General features: G+C 67.4%; 16 protein-coding genes and 1 pseudogene. 3 read left to right on the top strand and 14 right to left on the bottom strand.

Features of this window, described 5'->3' with window-relative positions; genetic code table 11:
* Positions 1-174: 174 nt before the first annotated feature.
* The gene (locus G3I17_RS20775; RefSeq protein ID WP_164598781.1) at positions 175-1461 is read left to right on the top strand and encodes a citrate synthase; all 1287 of its coding nucleotides are present in this window, start codon (positions 175-177) and stop codon (positions 1459-1461) included.
* A 74-nt stretch (positions 1462-1535) separates the two neighbouring features.
* On the opposite strand, the gene G3I17_RS20770 is transcribed toward G3I17_RS20775, so the two are convergent.
* Positions 1536-1991, bottom strand: coding sequence for a nuclear transport factor 2 family protein (locus G3I17_RS20770; protein ID WP_164598771.1), 456 nt, complete (start codon positions 1989-1991; stop codon positions 1536-1538).
* Positions 1992-2122: 131 nt separating this feature from the next.
* On the opposite strand from G3I17_RS20770, the gene G3I17_RS20765 reads away from it, so the two are divergent.
* Both G3I17_RS20765 and G3I17_RS20760 read left to right on the top strand, forming a co-directional pair.
* Positions 2123-2686, top strand: coding sequence for a TetR/AcrR family transcriptional regulator (locus G3I17_RS20765; RefSeq protein ID WP_164598769.1), 564 nt, complete (start codon positions 2123-2125; stop codon positions 2684-2686).
* A 32-nt stretch (positions 2687-2718) separates the two neighbouring features.
* On the top strand, positions 2719-3711 hold the full coding sequence (locus tag G3I17_RS20760; protein WP_164598767.1) for a hypothetical protein: 993 nt from the start codon (positions 2719-2721) through the stop codon (positions 3709-3711).
* Between the two features lie 36 nt (positions 3712-3747).
* Here G3I17_RS20760 and G3I17_RS20755 read toward each other — a convergent pair whose 3' ends face one another.
* The 13 genes and pseudogenes from G3I17_RS20755 to G3I17_RS20695 all read right to left on the bottom strand — a co-directional run bounded on the left by G3I17_RS20755 (position 3748) and on the right by G3I17_RS20695 (position 13283).
* Positions 3748-5430 carry an ATP-binding cassette domain-containing protein gene (locus G3I17_RS20755; protein ID WP_164598765.1) on the bottom strand — a complete coding sequence of 561 codons (1683 nt, stop codon included), beginning with the start codon at positions 5428-5430 and terminating at the stop codon, positions 3748-3750.
* Between the two features lie 46 nt (positions 5431-5476).
* Positions 5477-6247, bottom strand: coding sequence for a hypothetical protein (locus G3I17_RS20750; protein ID WP_164598763.1), 771 nt, complete (start codon positions 6245-6247; stop codon positions 5477-5479).
* Positions 6240-6758: a SigE family RNA polymerase sigma factor gene (locus G3I17_RS20745; protein ID WP_203590531.1), complete on the bottom strand. Its 519-nt coding sequence runs from the start codon at positions 6756-6758 to the stop codon at positions 6240-6242. Before G3I17_RS20745 ends, G3I17_RS20750 begins: the two co-directional genes overlap by 8 nt.
* Positions 6759-6774: 16 nt before the next feature.
* Complete coding sequence (locus G3I17_RS20740; protein ID WP_164598759.1) at positions 6775-7395, bottom strand: methyltransferase; 621 nt, start codon at positions 7393-7395, stop codon at positions 6775-6777.
* The gene (gene truA / locus G3I17_RS20735) at positions 7388-8200 is read right to left on the bottom strand and encodes a tRNA pseudouridine(38-40) synthase TruA (RefSeq protein WP_164598757.1); all 813 of its coding nucleotides are present in this window, start codon (positions 8198-8200) and stop codon (positions 7388-7390) included. The genes G3I17_RS20740 and truA overlap by 8 nt, the downstream gene beginning before the upstream one ends.
* A gap of 284 nt (positions 8201-8484) precedes the next feature.
* Positions 8485-8973, bottom strand: a pseudogene (gene rplQ, locus G3I17_RS20730) (50S ribosomal protein L17); the annotation flags it as partial.
* 60 nt (positions 8974-9033) lie between these two features.
* A complete protein-coding gene (locus tag G3I17_RS20725; protein WP_164598753.1) occupies positions 9034-10059 on the bottom strand; it encodes a DNA-directed RNA polymerase subunit alpha in 1026 nt (341 codons plus the stop codon).
* Positions 10060-10304: 245 nt separating this feature from the next.
* On the bottom strand, positions 10305-10913 hold the full coding sequence (gene rpsD, locus G3I17_RS20720) for a 30S ribosomal protein S4 (protein WP_164598750.1): 609 nt from the start codon (positions 10911-10913) through the stop codon (positions 10305-10307).
* A 24-nt stretch (positions 10914-10937) separates the two neighbouring features.
* Entirely contained in the window at positions 10938-11345 is a 408-nt protein-coding gene (gene rpsK, locus G3I17_RS20715) for a 30S ribosomal protein S11 (protein ID WP_012923659.1), read from the bottom strand.
* Positions 11346-11389: 44 nt separating this feature from the next.
* Positions 11390-11761, bottom strand: coding sequence for a 30S ribosomal protein S13 (rpsM, locus tag G3I17_RS20710; protein ID WP_164598738.1), 372 nt, complete (start codon positions 11759-11761; stop codon positions 11390-11392).
* A gap of 187 nt (positions 11762-11948) precedes the next feature.
* The gene (gene rpmJ / locus G3I17_RS20705; RefSeq protein WP_008361054.1) at positions 11949-12062 is read right to left on the bottom strand and encodes a 50S ribosomal protein L36; all 114 of its coding nucleotides are present in this window, start codon (positions 12060-12062) and stop codon (positions 11949-11951) included.
* A gap of 29 nt (positions 12063-12091) precedes the next feature.
* Complete coding sequence (gene infA / locus G3I17_RS20700; RefSeq protein ID WP_012923661.1) at positions 12092-12313, bottom strand: translation initiation factor IF-1; 222 nt, start codon at positions 12311-12313, stop codon at positions 12092-12094.
* 157 nt (positions 12314-12470) lie between these two features.
* Positions 12471-13283: a hypothetical protein gene (locus G3I17_RS20695; RefSeq protein WP_203590529.1), complete on the bottom strand. Its 813-nt coding sequence runs from the start codon at positions 13281-13283 to the stop codon at positions 12471-12473.
* Positions 13284-13493 lie beyond the last annotated feature (210 nt).

Here is a 13493-nt window from a genome sequence, read left to right as displayed (position 1 = left end):
ACCGGCGTGGACGCCTCGGGGTCAAAGCGAGCCTGAGCCGGTGAGGGACCCCGGCTTGGAAGCAGCCGGGGTCCGCACTAGTTTAGCGGTGAAGATTGCAGTCCGATCCGCGTCCCGCCGGCGACGATAACCCTCACTCACTCCGGCGATGCGCCAGCTTCCGAAGAGGGCATTGTGACCGAACAGTCGCTCACCGTCCGGGACAACCGGACCGGCAAGGACTACGACCTTGCCATCACCGATGGCACCATCCGTGCCGCCGATCTCAAGCAGATCAGTGCAACCGACGGAGACGGTGGCCTGGCCACCTACGACCCCGGCTTCGTCAACACCGCCTCGACCCGGTCGTCCGTGACCTTCATCGACGGCGACAAGGGCATCCTGGAGTACCGCGGCTACCCGATCGAGCAGCTCGCCGAGCACTCCAACTACCTGGAGGTCGCGTACCTGCTGGTGAACGGTGCGCTGCCGGACAAGACGCAGTACGAGGCCTGGGTGCACGACGTGACGTATCACACGTTCGTGCACGAGAACCTGAAGACCTTCATGCAGGGCTTCCGGTACGACGCCCACCCGATGGGCATGCTGCTCGCCTCGGTGGGCGCACTGTCCACCTTCTACCCGGAGTCGCGCGACATCTTCGACGAACAGTCGCGGGCGCTGCAGATCCGCCGGCTGATCGCCAAGATGCCGACGCTGGGCGCGTTCTCCTTCCGGCACGCCCAGGGCAAGCCGTACGTCTACCCCGACAACGAGCTGAGCTACGCGGCCAACTTCTTGTCGATGCTGTTCAAGATGAGCGAGCCCAAGTACGCCGCCGACGACCGGCTGGTGCGCGCACTGGAGATCCTGTTCATCCTGCACGCCGACCACGAGCAGAACGCCTCCACCAACGCGGTCCGGGCGATCGGCTCCACCCAGGTCGACCCGTACTCCGCGGTCACCGGCGGCATCGCGGCGCTCTACGGCCCGCTGCACGGCGGCGCCAACGAGGCAGTGCTGAAGATGCTGCGCCGGATCGGCACGGTCGACAACGTGGCGTCGTTCATCGAGGGCGTGAAGAACGGCGAAGAGCGGCTGATGGGCTTCGGCCACCGGGTCTACAAGAACTACGACCCGCGCGCCAAGATCATCAAGAAGGCCGCCGACGACGTGTTCGAGGTGACGGGCATCAACCCGCTGCTGAAGATCGCCGTCGAGCTGGAGAAGATCGCGCTGGAGGACGAGTACTTCGTCTCCCGCAAGCTCTACCCGAACGTGGACTTCTACTCCGGCCTGATCTACGAGGCCCTGCAGTTCCCGCCGGAGATGTTCACCGTGCTGTTCGCCATCCCGCGTACCTCGGGCTGGCTGGCCCAGTGGTCGGAGTCGCTCACCGACGCCGACCAGAAGATCGCCCGCCCGAAGCAGATCTACACCGGTGCACGTGGCGTCCAGTACGTCCCGATGGGCGACCGCTAGCCCAGGGCAGCATTGGGAACGGCCCCGGTCCGGCTTCATTGCCTGGACCAGGGCCGTTTCTGCGCTTCTGGGTACTACGACGCGCCCCGCGCCGCCGCCGGTTCCCGTAGTACTGCGATCAGTTCGCCGAGCCGGCCACGAGCCCGGGCCATCGCGACGTGGTCGATGTAGTCGCGCGACTCGACGATCTCGCCGTCGCGGACCCGCAGGACGAAAACGCACGGCACCCGGAAGCTCTCCCCGGTCGCGATCACCGTGCCGGCGTAGTCGAACTCCGCGACGATCACCTCCGGATCCTGCGTCTGGTGCACCCGGATCGCATCCGGCTGGAACCGCACCACCTCGGCCACCTGCGGCCCGGTACCACCGAAGTGCTCGCGGAGCGCGTCGCGACTGAGCAGCGGACGGCCCCCGTACGGCGACATCGGGTGGCGCACGTCGGTCTGCTCGGCGTACAGCGCCGGGAGCGCGTCGAGCTCGTGGTCGGCGACGCCGTGGACCAGGCGCAGGAAGACCTCTTCAGGAGTCATCGGGATGTCCTCACGAGTTAAACGGAGTAGCGACTCCGAGTCAATATATGGAGCATCAACTCCGTTTACAACCTCTTGGGGCTTCCGGGCGTCTCCTAGGCTGTCGGGTGCCGACCACAGCGAGGAGTGCGATGAGGCCGTTGCGTGCGGATGCCCGGGACAACCGGGCCCGGATCCTGACCGCTGCCGAGGACGTCTTCGGTCGGTCGCCGAACGCCTCGACCGACGAGGTCGCGAAACTCGCCGAGGTGGGGATCGCCACCGTCTTCCGGCACTTCCCGACCAAGGTCGAACTGCTCGAAGCGGTCCTGACGCAGCGGCTGGAGCGGCTCCGCGACCGCGCCACCGAGCTGTCCGGGCACGACGACGCCGGCGCCGCGTTCTTCGGCTTCTTCGGCCAGGTGGTGTCGGAGTCGGCGTCGAAACTGGCCATCGCCGAGGCGCTCAGCGCATCCGGATCGGTCGCCGGGCAGGCCGCCAAGGACGCCGGCGCGGGGTTGCGCGAGGCCTTCGGGTTGCTGCTCGATCGGGCGCAGCAGGCGGGCGCAGTACGACGTGATGCCGGGTTCCCCGAGGTGTACGCGCTGCTGGTCGGCGCGTCCCGGGGTGCGACTGCGACCGGGCTCGAGCCGGAGGTACGCGATCGGATGCTCGAGCTCGTGTACGACGGCCTGCGGTCAGGGGGCGCGTCGTGAAGCGCTGGAGATCGTGGTCCCGTCGACGGCGGGTGCTCATCAGTCTGGCGCTGGCGTTCGTACTGCTGATCCCGCTGCCCTTGGGTGCGTTGGCGCTCTCGCTGCGGGTCGCCTACACCGGGGACGCGACGGCGCAAACGCGCGGCCAGGACGCCATCTGGCTCGGGCACGCCTGGGTCGACGGGCGGAAGTCGGCCGCCGACATCGCCGCACTGGCACAACAGCTGCAGGGCACCGGAATCCGCGATCTCTACGTGCACGCCGGCCCACTGGAACACGACGGCTCGTTGCCTTTGGCAACGGTCTCCCCCAAGGCCAGGTGGTTCACCGACGCCGTCCACCAAGCGCTGCCGAAGCTCCGCGTGCAGGCGTGGCTAGGCGACGTCCTGCAACCGGAGAAGAACCCCGGGATGGACCTCGACGACGCCGCCGTCCGCACCCGGGTGACCGAGTCGTCCGAGCAGGTCCTCGGCCAGGGCTTCGACGGGATCCACTTCGACATGGAGCCGGTACGGTCCGGCTCCAAAGGCTTCCTCGCGTTGCTGGACCAGGTGCACGTGATGACCTCGGCGCGCAACGCGCCGCTCTCGATCGCCGCCGCGCAGATCAACCCCGCACCGGGGCTCAACGGCCTGCTGGTCGGCGTCAGCGGCCAGAGCAAGTGGTGGACGAAGGCGTACTTCGGCGAGGTCGCGAGCCGGGTCGAGCAGATCGCCGTGATGTCGTACGACACCTGGACCCCGCTGGAATCCCTGTATGGCGGCTACGTCGCCCGGCAGACCGAGATGGCGCTGGAGGTCACCCCGGCCCACGTCGACCTGCTGATGGGCCTGCCCTTCTACTGGGAGGACAACTTCTCCCACCGAGGCTCCGCCGAAACCGTCCAGGCCGCCATCCGCGGCGCCCAACTAGGCCTCGGCACCTCGAAACGCCAGAACTTCGGCCTCGCCCTGTACGTCGACTTCGCCGCCACCCCCGATAACTGGACCACCTACCGCGACACCTGGTGCGACAACCTCACCTAAGCGCGAGTGCCACGGCGCAACCCCCATCGGGGAAGGCTAGCGGGCGCGTTGGACCCTGGCCTCGTCCCAGACTGGTTCTGGGGACTCGTAGACGGCGCCGTCGCTGCCGAAGACCAGGTAGCGGTCGAAGCCGCGGGAGAACCAGCGGTCGTGGGTGACCGCCAAAACCGTTCCGTCGAAGGAATCCAGCCCCTCCTCCAGTGCCTCGGCGGACTCGACGTCGAGGTTGTCGGTCGGCTCGTCGAGTAGCAGCAAGGTGGCGCCGGACAGCTCCAGCAGGAGGATCTGGAACCGCGCCTGCTGACCACCCGACAACGAGTCGAAGCTCTGCTCGGCCGCGTGGGCCAGCTCGTACCGGTCGAGCTTGCGCGACGCCAGCTCCCGGCCCATCCCGTCGCGGTGCTCGTCACCACGGTGCAGGATCTCCAGCAGCGTGCGGCCGGCCAGCTCGGGGTGCTCGTGGGTCTGCGCGAACCAGCCCGGCCGTACTCGCGCACCGAGCTTGGCGTTGCCGGTGTGCGCGACCGACGGGATCACGATCTCGCCCACCGGCTGATGCTCGACGTCGGGATCGGAGCCGCCGTTCGCGAGCAGCCGCAGGAAGTGCGACTTGCCCGAGCCATTCGAGCCGAGGACGGCCACGCGTTCGCCGTACCAGACCTCCAGATCGAACGGCTTCATCAGACCGGTCAGTTCCAGGCCCGTGCTGACCACGGCGCGTTTGCCCGTACGCCCGCCGGTCAGCCGCATGCTGACCTTCTGCTCGCGCGGGATCGCCTGCGGCGGGCCGGCCTCCTCGAACTTGGCCAGCCGCGTCTGGGCCGCCTTGTACCGCGACGCCAGCCCGTCGTTGTAGGCCGCCTTCGTCTTGTACATCAGCACCAGCGCCTTGAGTTTCGCGTGCTCCTCGTCCCAGCGGCGGCGCAGCTCCTCCAGCCGCTCGAACCGGTGCTTGCGCGCCTCGTGGTAGGTCTTGAAACCACCACCGTGCGTCCAAATACTGTTGCCCGCGGCACCTAGTTCGACGGTGACGATCCGGGTTGCGGTGTTGGCCAGCAGTTCGCGGTCGTGGCTGATGTAGAGCACGGTCTTCTGGGTCGTCCTGAGCTGCTCCTCGAGCCAGCGCTTGGCCGGTACGTCGAGGTAGTTGTCGGGCTCGTCGAGCATCAGTACTTCGTCCGGCCCGCGCAGCAGGGCCTCCAGCACGAGCCGCTTCTGCTCGCCACCGGACAGCGTCTTCACCTCACGCCACCGGCAGTTGTCGAACGGGATGCCGAGCGCGGCCATCGTGCAGACGTCCCAGAGCACCTCGGCGTCGTACCCGCCGATCTCGCCCCAGTCGGAGACCGCCTGGGCATAGCGCAGCTGGGTCTTCTCGTCGTCGGCCTCCATCATCGCCAGCTCGGCCTGGTCCAGCTTGGCGGCCGCCGTCCGGAGCCGTTCCGGCGCAACGCTGAGCAGCAGGTCGCGGACGTTCGTCTCGTCGCGCACCGACCCGACGAACTGCCGCATCACGCCCAGCCCACCGGACCGCGCGACGCTGCCGCTGTGCGCCTTCAGGTCGCCCGCGATGATCTTGGTCAGCGTCGTCTTGCCCGACCCGTTGGCCCCGACCAGGGCGACCTTGGCCCCGTCACCGACCCGGAACGTGATGTCGTCCAGCAACACCCGCCCGTCCGGCAACTCGAACCCGATCCCCGCAACCTCGACGTGACCCATGCCCCCAGTCTGACGGCCGCCGGTTGCGACCGCGAACCGTTATCGCCTACCAGCCCTTGAGGTGGTCGAGGTAGATGCCGCCGGACGGGCGGACGGTGCCCCTCAGGAACAGCTTCAAGGGCGCCGCGTAGAGGCCGTAGCTGCGGGTGCCGGTGAAGAAGCCGGCCGACGAGCAGCCGTCGTAGCCGACCCAGACCTCGCGGATACCGGTGGTGGTGTCGAAACGGAGGACGATCGCCTCTTTCGGGCGAGCCGTCTCAGGGGTGCACTTGAACACGGGCAGGCCCGGGTTGCGCTCCGGCAGGACCTTGATCGCGTCCACCACCTGCTGGGCCGTGCTCGCGTTGAAGGTGCCCGAACCGAGCAGCATCTGGGCCCCCTCGACGAGCCGGTAGCGGCAGGCCTGGAGCCCGAAGACCGGGCTGGTGCTGTCCAGATCCAGACCGGTACCAGGCGGTACTGCCTCGTGATTGCCGGCCGTGAGGATCGGGTGCTGCTCAGGACACCCGCTGGCCTCCGCCGGCCGCTCCGGCAGACCCTTCGGATCGGCCTCGCTGACTCCAGCAGCACCGGTCGAGCTGTCACTCGCGCTGCTGTTCATCGGCGATGGCGCTCCGATGACTCCCCAGACTCCACCGATCGCTACGACGACCACCACGGCCGCAGCGGCCATGGTGAGCCGCTGGCGCCGCTTGTGGACCCGCCTGCGCGCCTCTCGGGCATAACCGCTCCCCCGCAGGCCCTGCACGGTGTGGGCCTTGCTCTGGAAGGCGTCCGCGATCTGCGGGCCGAGCTCATGCTCATCCGGCTCAGGCATCCTCGGCTCCTTCCTTGCTCAGCGTGGTCTTCAGGACTGCCAGCGCTCGGTGCACGTGCGATCTGGCCGTCGCCTCCGCGCAATGCAGCAGTACTGCGATCTCGGCGTACGACAGGTCTTCGTAGAAGCGGAGTACCACTGCGGCGCGCTGTTTGTCAGGCAAGGTCGCGCAGAGCGTCCAGATCGCCTCGGCGTCGGCTCTGTTCGCTGTGCCGTCCGGGGCGGCCGACGTCCTGGCCGGCTCGGCGACAGGCGCCTCCCGGCGGCGGAAGCGACGCCACCAGGAGATGTGCGCGTTGACCACCATGCGCTTCACATAGGCCTCTGGGTCCTCAGCCCGGCTGACCCGGGCCCAGCGCGCACAGGCCGTCGTCAAGGCGTCCTGGACCGCGTCCTCGGCCAGGGCATGGTCGCCCGTCAGCACATAGGCGAACCGCAGCAGCGCGTCCGCCTTCTCGGTCACCCAGAGCTCGAAGTCGATCGCGCTACTGTGCGCCTCTGCTGTCGCCAAGGCAGCCTCCATACCCTCAGGACGGCGCTGGATCCTCATTCGTTGCAGTCACTCGCAGAACTCTGAAGCTCTTCGCGCTGGCGGCCCGCTGACAGGGGTAGCCCTGCTCGGTCAGCCAGCGCTGCAGCGAGTCCGCACCGAGGTTCTTGCCGACGACGAACCATCCCACGCCGCCGGGGGCAAGCCGGGCCAGCCAGTGCAGCAGCATCTTGTGCAGCTCGGGCTTGCCGATGTGGATCGCCGGGTTCGACCAGATCTGGTCGAACCGCAGGTCCGCCGGTACGTCGTCCACCAGCGCCGGGTGGACCCGGTCGGCGACACCGGCCGTCTTCGCGTTCTCGGCGGTGAGCTCCAGCGCCCTGGTGTTCACGTCCACTGCCCAGACCTGCGCGTTGGGGTCCTGCACAGCCAGGGCACACGCGATCGGGCCGTAGCCGGTGCCCAGGTCCAGATAGGTGCCACCAGTGGTCGGCACGGGTGCCTCTCGGAGCAGGATCGACGTACCGAGGTCGAGGCGGTCCCGGGAGAAGACACCGGTCGAAGTGGTGAACTCGTACCTGCGTCCCCAGATCTGGGCGCCGACTGTACGGCGTACGTCGGCTGAAGTGGGCTCTGCCGAGAAGTAATGGTCAGCCACGCGTGTGCACCTCTCCCCTGACCTGGCGGGCCTCTACGGCCCGCGCAGCCAGTTGGTCGTCTGCTGGGTATCGCACTTCTTCCAGGGTGAGCCCGTGCGCGGGCAGTACCGTCACTGCCGAGTCCCGGACGCGTGCGGCCAGTACTGCGGCCGGCCAGTCCAGGCCGCGGCGTCCGTCGCCCACCGGGACGACCGACCCCACCAGCGCCCGCACCATCGAGTGGCAGAAGGCGTCGGCGATCACGGTGGCCTCGACCAGGCCCGGCGCGGTACGGCGCCAGGTGAACTCTCGCAGGGCGCGAACCGTGCTCGCCCCCTCCCGCCGCTTGCAGAAGGCCGCGAAGTCATGTTCGCCGAGCAGTCGCTCGGACGCCTCGTTCATCCGGTCCACGTCGAGCGGCTGGAGGACCCGCAGTACGTGGTTCCTGGTCAGGGGGTCCTTGGCTATGTTGTCGTCGCAGATCCGGTAGACGTAGCGACGCCACAGAGCCGAGAACCGGGCATCGAACCCGTCTGCGGCCTCGGCTGCCCCGGTCACCCAGATGTCGCTCGGCAGTACGCCGTTGAGCCGGTGGACCAGCTTCCGGGCGACCTGCCCCTCGGGCAGCCAGACGTGGACGACCTGGCCCCTGGCATGGACGCCGGTGTCGGTCCGGCCGGCGCACGTCACCGTCGGCAGCTCTCGTTGCCGCAGTACGGTGCCGAGCGCCTGCTCAAACACCCCCTGAACGGTCCTGAGGCCGCCCTGACGGGCCCAGCCGTGGAATTCGGTGCCGTCATACCTGAGATCGATCCGCCAGCGCACAGGGCAATCTAACGCAGCGGCGCCCCTCCACCCGAAAGGTGGAGGGGCGCCGCCCTGCTTGCGCGGTGTTACTTGTCCTCGGCGGTCTCGCCGGCCTTGGCGAAGCCGGCCGCCTTCGCGGCGTCCTCGGTCTGGAACCAGACCTCGGCGACCGTCTGGTCGTACCAGGGGGACTCGGTGGTGTGGTACTTCATCGAGTCCTCGTTGCCCTTGATGTCGTAGCCCTCGGGAGCGGCGCCGCCGTCCAGCGGGGCCGCGGAGCCCTCGAACTTGCCCGCGACGACGTCCTGGACCTTGGTCTCCTCGGCCGGAGCCGCGTCAACCTTGGCCTCGTCCTTGGCAGCCGCCTTCTTCGCGGTCGCCTTCTTGGCCGGAGCCGCCTTCTTCGCCGCGGCCTTGGCCTTCGGCGAGTCGGCCAGCGCCTCGACCAGCTCGATCTTCACCATGGGGGCGTTGTCGCCCTTGCGGGGGCCGAGCTTGATGATCCGGGTGTAGCCGCCCGGACGGTCCGCGTAGCGCTCGCCGATCTCGGTGAACAGCGTGTGCACGACGGACTTGTCGCGGATCCGCTTCATCACCTGACGACGGGCGTTCAGGTCACCGCGCTTGGCCTTGGTGATCATCGACTCCGCCAGCGGCTGCAGGCGCTTGGCCTTGGTCGCCGTGGTCGTGATCGCGCCGTGCTCGAACAGCGAGGTGGCCAGGTTGCTGAGGATCAGCTTCTGGTGCGCCGCGCTGCCGCCGAGGCGGGATCCCTTTGTAGGGGTAGGCATCTCTCTATACTCCAGGAAATCTCAGGCCCCGGGTGAGGACCTTGGATGGGCCTTGCTAGCTCAGTACTGCTCGGTCTCGGCGAAGCTTTCGTCCTCGTCCTCGGCGTCGTCGCCATACGCCTCAGCGGCGGCGCGCAGGTCGAAGCCGGGGGGCGAGTCCTTCAGCGACAGGCCCATCTCGGCCAGCTTCAGCTTGACCTCGTCGATCGACTTGGAGCCGAAGTTACGGATGTCCAGCAGGTCCTGCTCGCTGCGCGAGATCAGTTCACCCACGGTGTGGATGCCCTCACGCTTGAGGCAGTTGTACGACCGGACGGTCAGCTGCAGGTCTTCGACCGGCAGGGCCAGGTCGGCCGCCATCTGCTCGTCGACCGGCGACGGGCCGATGTCGATGCCCTCGGCCTCGACGTTCAGCTCACGGGCCAGGCCGAACAGCTCGACCAGGGTCTTACCGGCGGACGCCACGGCGTCACGGGGCAGGATCGACTGCTTGGTCTCGACGTCCACGACGAGACGGTCGAAGTCGGTGCGCTGCTCGACCCGGGTCGCCTCGACCTTGTAGGTGACCTTGAGGACCGGCGAGTAGATCGAGTCGACCGGGATCCGGCCGATCTCGGCGTCGGCGTTCTTGTTCTGGACGGCGGAGACGTAACCGCGGCCCCGCTCGACGACCAGCTCCATCTCGAGCCGGCCCTTCTCGTTCAGGGTGGCGATCTTCAGGTCCGGGTTGTGCACCTCGACACCGGCCGGCGGCGCGATGTCGGCGGCGGTCACGTCACCGGGGCCCTGCTTGCGCAGGTACATGGTGACGGGCTCGTCGTGCTCGGAGGAGACGACCAGATCCTTGAGGTTCAGGATCATCTGGGTGGCGTCTTCCTTCACCCCGGGGACGGTGGAGAACTCGTGCAGTACGCCGTCGACCTTGATGCTGGTGATCGCGGCACCCGGGATGGACGACAGCAGGGTGCGACGGATGGAGTTGCCCAGGGTGTAGCCGAAGCCCGGCTCGAGCGGCTCGATCACGAACCGCGAGCGGAACTCGTCGACGACCTCTTCGGCCAGGGTGGGACGCTGTGCGATAAGCACTGTGTTTCCTTCCAATCAAACTCGCGACGACCACTATTTGAGGCCGCGAACAAAACGCTCTAAGAACTCACCCCTACCACCAACCGACTCATCATCGGTCCCTTGTGTCCCTCTTGAGTCGTGCTCTCCACGGTTCGCCTCCCGAAATGGGAAGCAGCATGAGGGACACAAGGGACCGATGATGAGTCAGGTTGGGGGTAAACCCAGCCCGGGGGTAAACCCAGCCCGGGTAAACCCAGGTGGTGCTAGTTCTTCGAGTAGAGCTCGACGATCAGGTGCTCGGCGACCTGGGTGTCGATCTGTGCCCGGGTGGGCAGCTGGTGCACGAGGATCCGCAGCCGCTCGGGCAGCGCCTCGAGCCAGGCCGGGACCACTCGCTCGGAGTGGGCCTCCCTGGCGATGATGAACGGCGTCATCTCGACCGACTTCGGCCGGACGTCGATCACGTCGTGCGCCGAAACGCGGTACGACGGGATGTTCACCTTGATGCCGTTCACGGTGAAGTGACCGTGGACGACGAGCTGACGCGCCTGACGACGGGTCCGGGCCAGGCCGGACCGGTACACGACGTTGTCGAGGCGGGACTCGAGGATGATCAGCAGGTTGTCACCGGTCTTACCAGGACGGCGCGAGGCCTCCTTGTAGTACAGGCTGAACTGCTTCTCGAGCACGCCGTAGGCGTAACGAGCCTTCTGCTTCTCACGAAGCTGGAGCAGGTACTCGCTCTCCTTGGGACGGCCGCGGCCGTGCATACCCGGCGGGTACGGACGACGCTCGAACGCCTTGTCGCCACCGACGAGGTCGACCCCGAGACGGCGCGACTTCTTGGTCATGGGTCCGGTGTAACGGGCCATTTTCGCTGCCTACCTTTCTCTGGGTCAGACCCGGCGCCGCTTGGGAGGGCGGCAGCCGTTGTGGGCGGTCGGGGTGACGTCCTGGATGGTGCCGACCTCGAGGCCGACAGCTCCCAGCGAACGGATCGCGGTCTCCCGGCCGGAGCCGGGACCCTTCACGAACACGTCGATCTTGCGCATGCCGTGCTCCATCGCGCGGCGCCCAGCGGCCTCGGCGGCCATCTGCGCGGCGAACGGGGTCGACTTCCGCGAACCCTTGAAGCCGACGGTGCCCGCGGAGGCCCACGAGATGACCGCGCCGGTCGGGTCGGTGATCGTCACGATCGTGTTGTTGAACGTGCTCTTGATGTGCGCGTGGCCGGCGGCCACGTTCTTCTTCTCCTTGCGGCGCACCTTCTTCGCGCCGGCCGCTGTGCGGCTCTTGGGAGGCATAAGTCAGTTGCTCCTGGAAAGCTCGAGGGCGTGGGTCATCCGGGTCACTTCTTCTTCTTACCGGCGATCGCCTTACGACGACCCTTACGGGTGCGGGCGTTGGTCCGCGTGCGCTGACCACGCACCGGCAGACCGCTGCGGTGCCGGCGACCCTGGTACGACCCGATCTCGATCTTGCGGCGGATGTCCGCGGTGACCTCACGACGGAGGTCACCTTCGATCTTGTAGTTGCCTTCGATGAAGTCCCGGAGCTTGACCAGCTCCTCGTCGCCCAGTTCCTGGACGCGCTTGTCACCGGAGATGCCGGTGGCTTCGAGCGTCTTCAGGGCGCGAGTACGTCCTACACCGAAGATGTAGGTGAGAGCGACCTCGATGCGCTTGTCGCGCGGAAGGTCAACTCCTACGAGGCGTGCCATGTGGCGGTGTTCCTTTCGTCGGCAGAGGTGTGGTGGCGCGCCGCGTCCTTGCCCGCCTCGGTGAATTTGGTGCTCACCGGCAAGGCCCCGGCCTCTGTTCCGGGGGCAGCATCCAGCTTGTTGCTGTACTGGATGAGCGTGCGCGCTGTGTGGTGCGAAAGTGCAGGAAACGCGAGTGGGGCTGAAATCAGCCTTGCCGCTGCTTGTGCCGCGGGTTCTCGCAGATCACCATGACCCGGCCGTGACGGCGGATCACTTTGCACTTGTCGCAGATCTTCTTGACGCTCGGATTGACCTTCATCGAGCTTCTTTCTTCGACAGGTGGCTTGGTTACTTGTACCGGTAGACGATGCGACCTCGGGTGAGGTCGTACGGCGACAGCTCCACAACGACCCGATCCTCAGGAAGGATCCGGATGTAGTGCTGCCTCATCTTGCCGCTGATGTGCGCGAGCACCTTGTGCCCGTTGGACAGCTCAACACGGAACATCGCGTTCGGCAGGGCCTCGACGATGGTGCCCTCGAGTTCGATTACTCCCTCTTTTTTGGGCATGTCCTCGCACTTCTGTAGACGACAACTGAATGGTGGTACTTCAGACCCGCACCGCCGTGGGCAGCACGAGAAGAGGCCACGAAGGGCCAAGGAAAGAGTTTACGCCACCTACCCAGGAAAAACCCAATCGGGTCCCAGCAGCACCCCGCACCGTGTGCTAAAGGGGTCTGGTGGCCAGCCATTGCTCGCCGGCTTGCCAGACGTGTTCTGGCATCAGGTCGAGGAGGTCGCAGGCGGCGTCGAGCTGGGCCAGGGCTGTGGTGGTGTCGCGGTAGGCGGGCAGGATGACGACGAAGCGGCGCCCTTCGCAGCTGAAGCCGAAGGGTGGCACCTGGGTGAGCGCCTCGGCCGCGCGGGGGTGCAGGACCTCGATCGCCAGGTCCTCGCGGCCGTTGAAGAGCTGGTACGTCCCGGGCAGCCCGTCGATCCTGAGCTCGATCGGCAGCAGGCTCGCCGCCGCGACCGGGGCCAGCGAGGTCGGCAGGACCTGCAGCGGCGGGAGTGGCCGGTCGACAGCGAGCTCGAGCAAGTCGAAGCCCAATTGGCGCCTGCGGACCTTGTGCCGGAAGCGGCCGGTCAGCAGCTCCCGGCCGCGGTGCCGGCCCGTCGTGATGTCGAAGACCTCGGCGGCGGGATCAAGGCTGAATGGCGGGAACGGCCAGCGCTCTAGCACGAGCGGATCGGCCACGTCGACCTGCCAGCCGAGCTGCTCGGCGGTATCCGTCCAGGCCCGTCGCAGCCGGTTGTCGGCCAGTCGCATCGCCAGCGTGAAGACCACCAGGACGAGGAACCAGGCCAGCACCATCCAGCCGACCCACCGCGGTTCGACCAGCAGACCGGCGATCACCAACGGGACCGCGACCACGAACCAGAGCACGAAGACGAGGGCCGACCCCTGCCGCAGTTGCCACACCCAGTCCGGCCGCAGCCGAGGACGCCGGGTGTGGCGACTGACCGGGGCCGCCGTCACCGCCGCTTTCCGAGCTGGCCCATGACGATGAATGCCCACGGGATCAGCAGCCAGACCGGCCAGAAGTGCGGCCACTGGCCGCCGTGGGCGAGGCCGATGACGAACCAGATGACGACGTTGATGACGACGATGCCGGTGAAGCCGCCGCCCAGATTGCGCAGCCCGTGGCTGTCGGCCTGCTTGCCCCGCTGCCGCTCGGGGAACTCACCG

Source organism: Streptomyces sp. SID13031 (assembly GCF_010548305.1).
Lineage (GTDB): Bacteria > Actinomycetota > Actinomycetes > Propionibacteriales > Kribbellaceae > Kribbella.
Note: the sequence above shows the minus strand (reverse complement) of the source record. Positions and strands in the feature narration are given on the sequence as shown.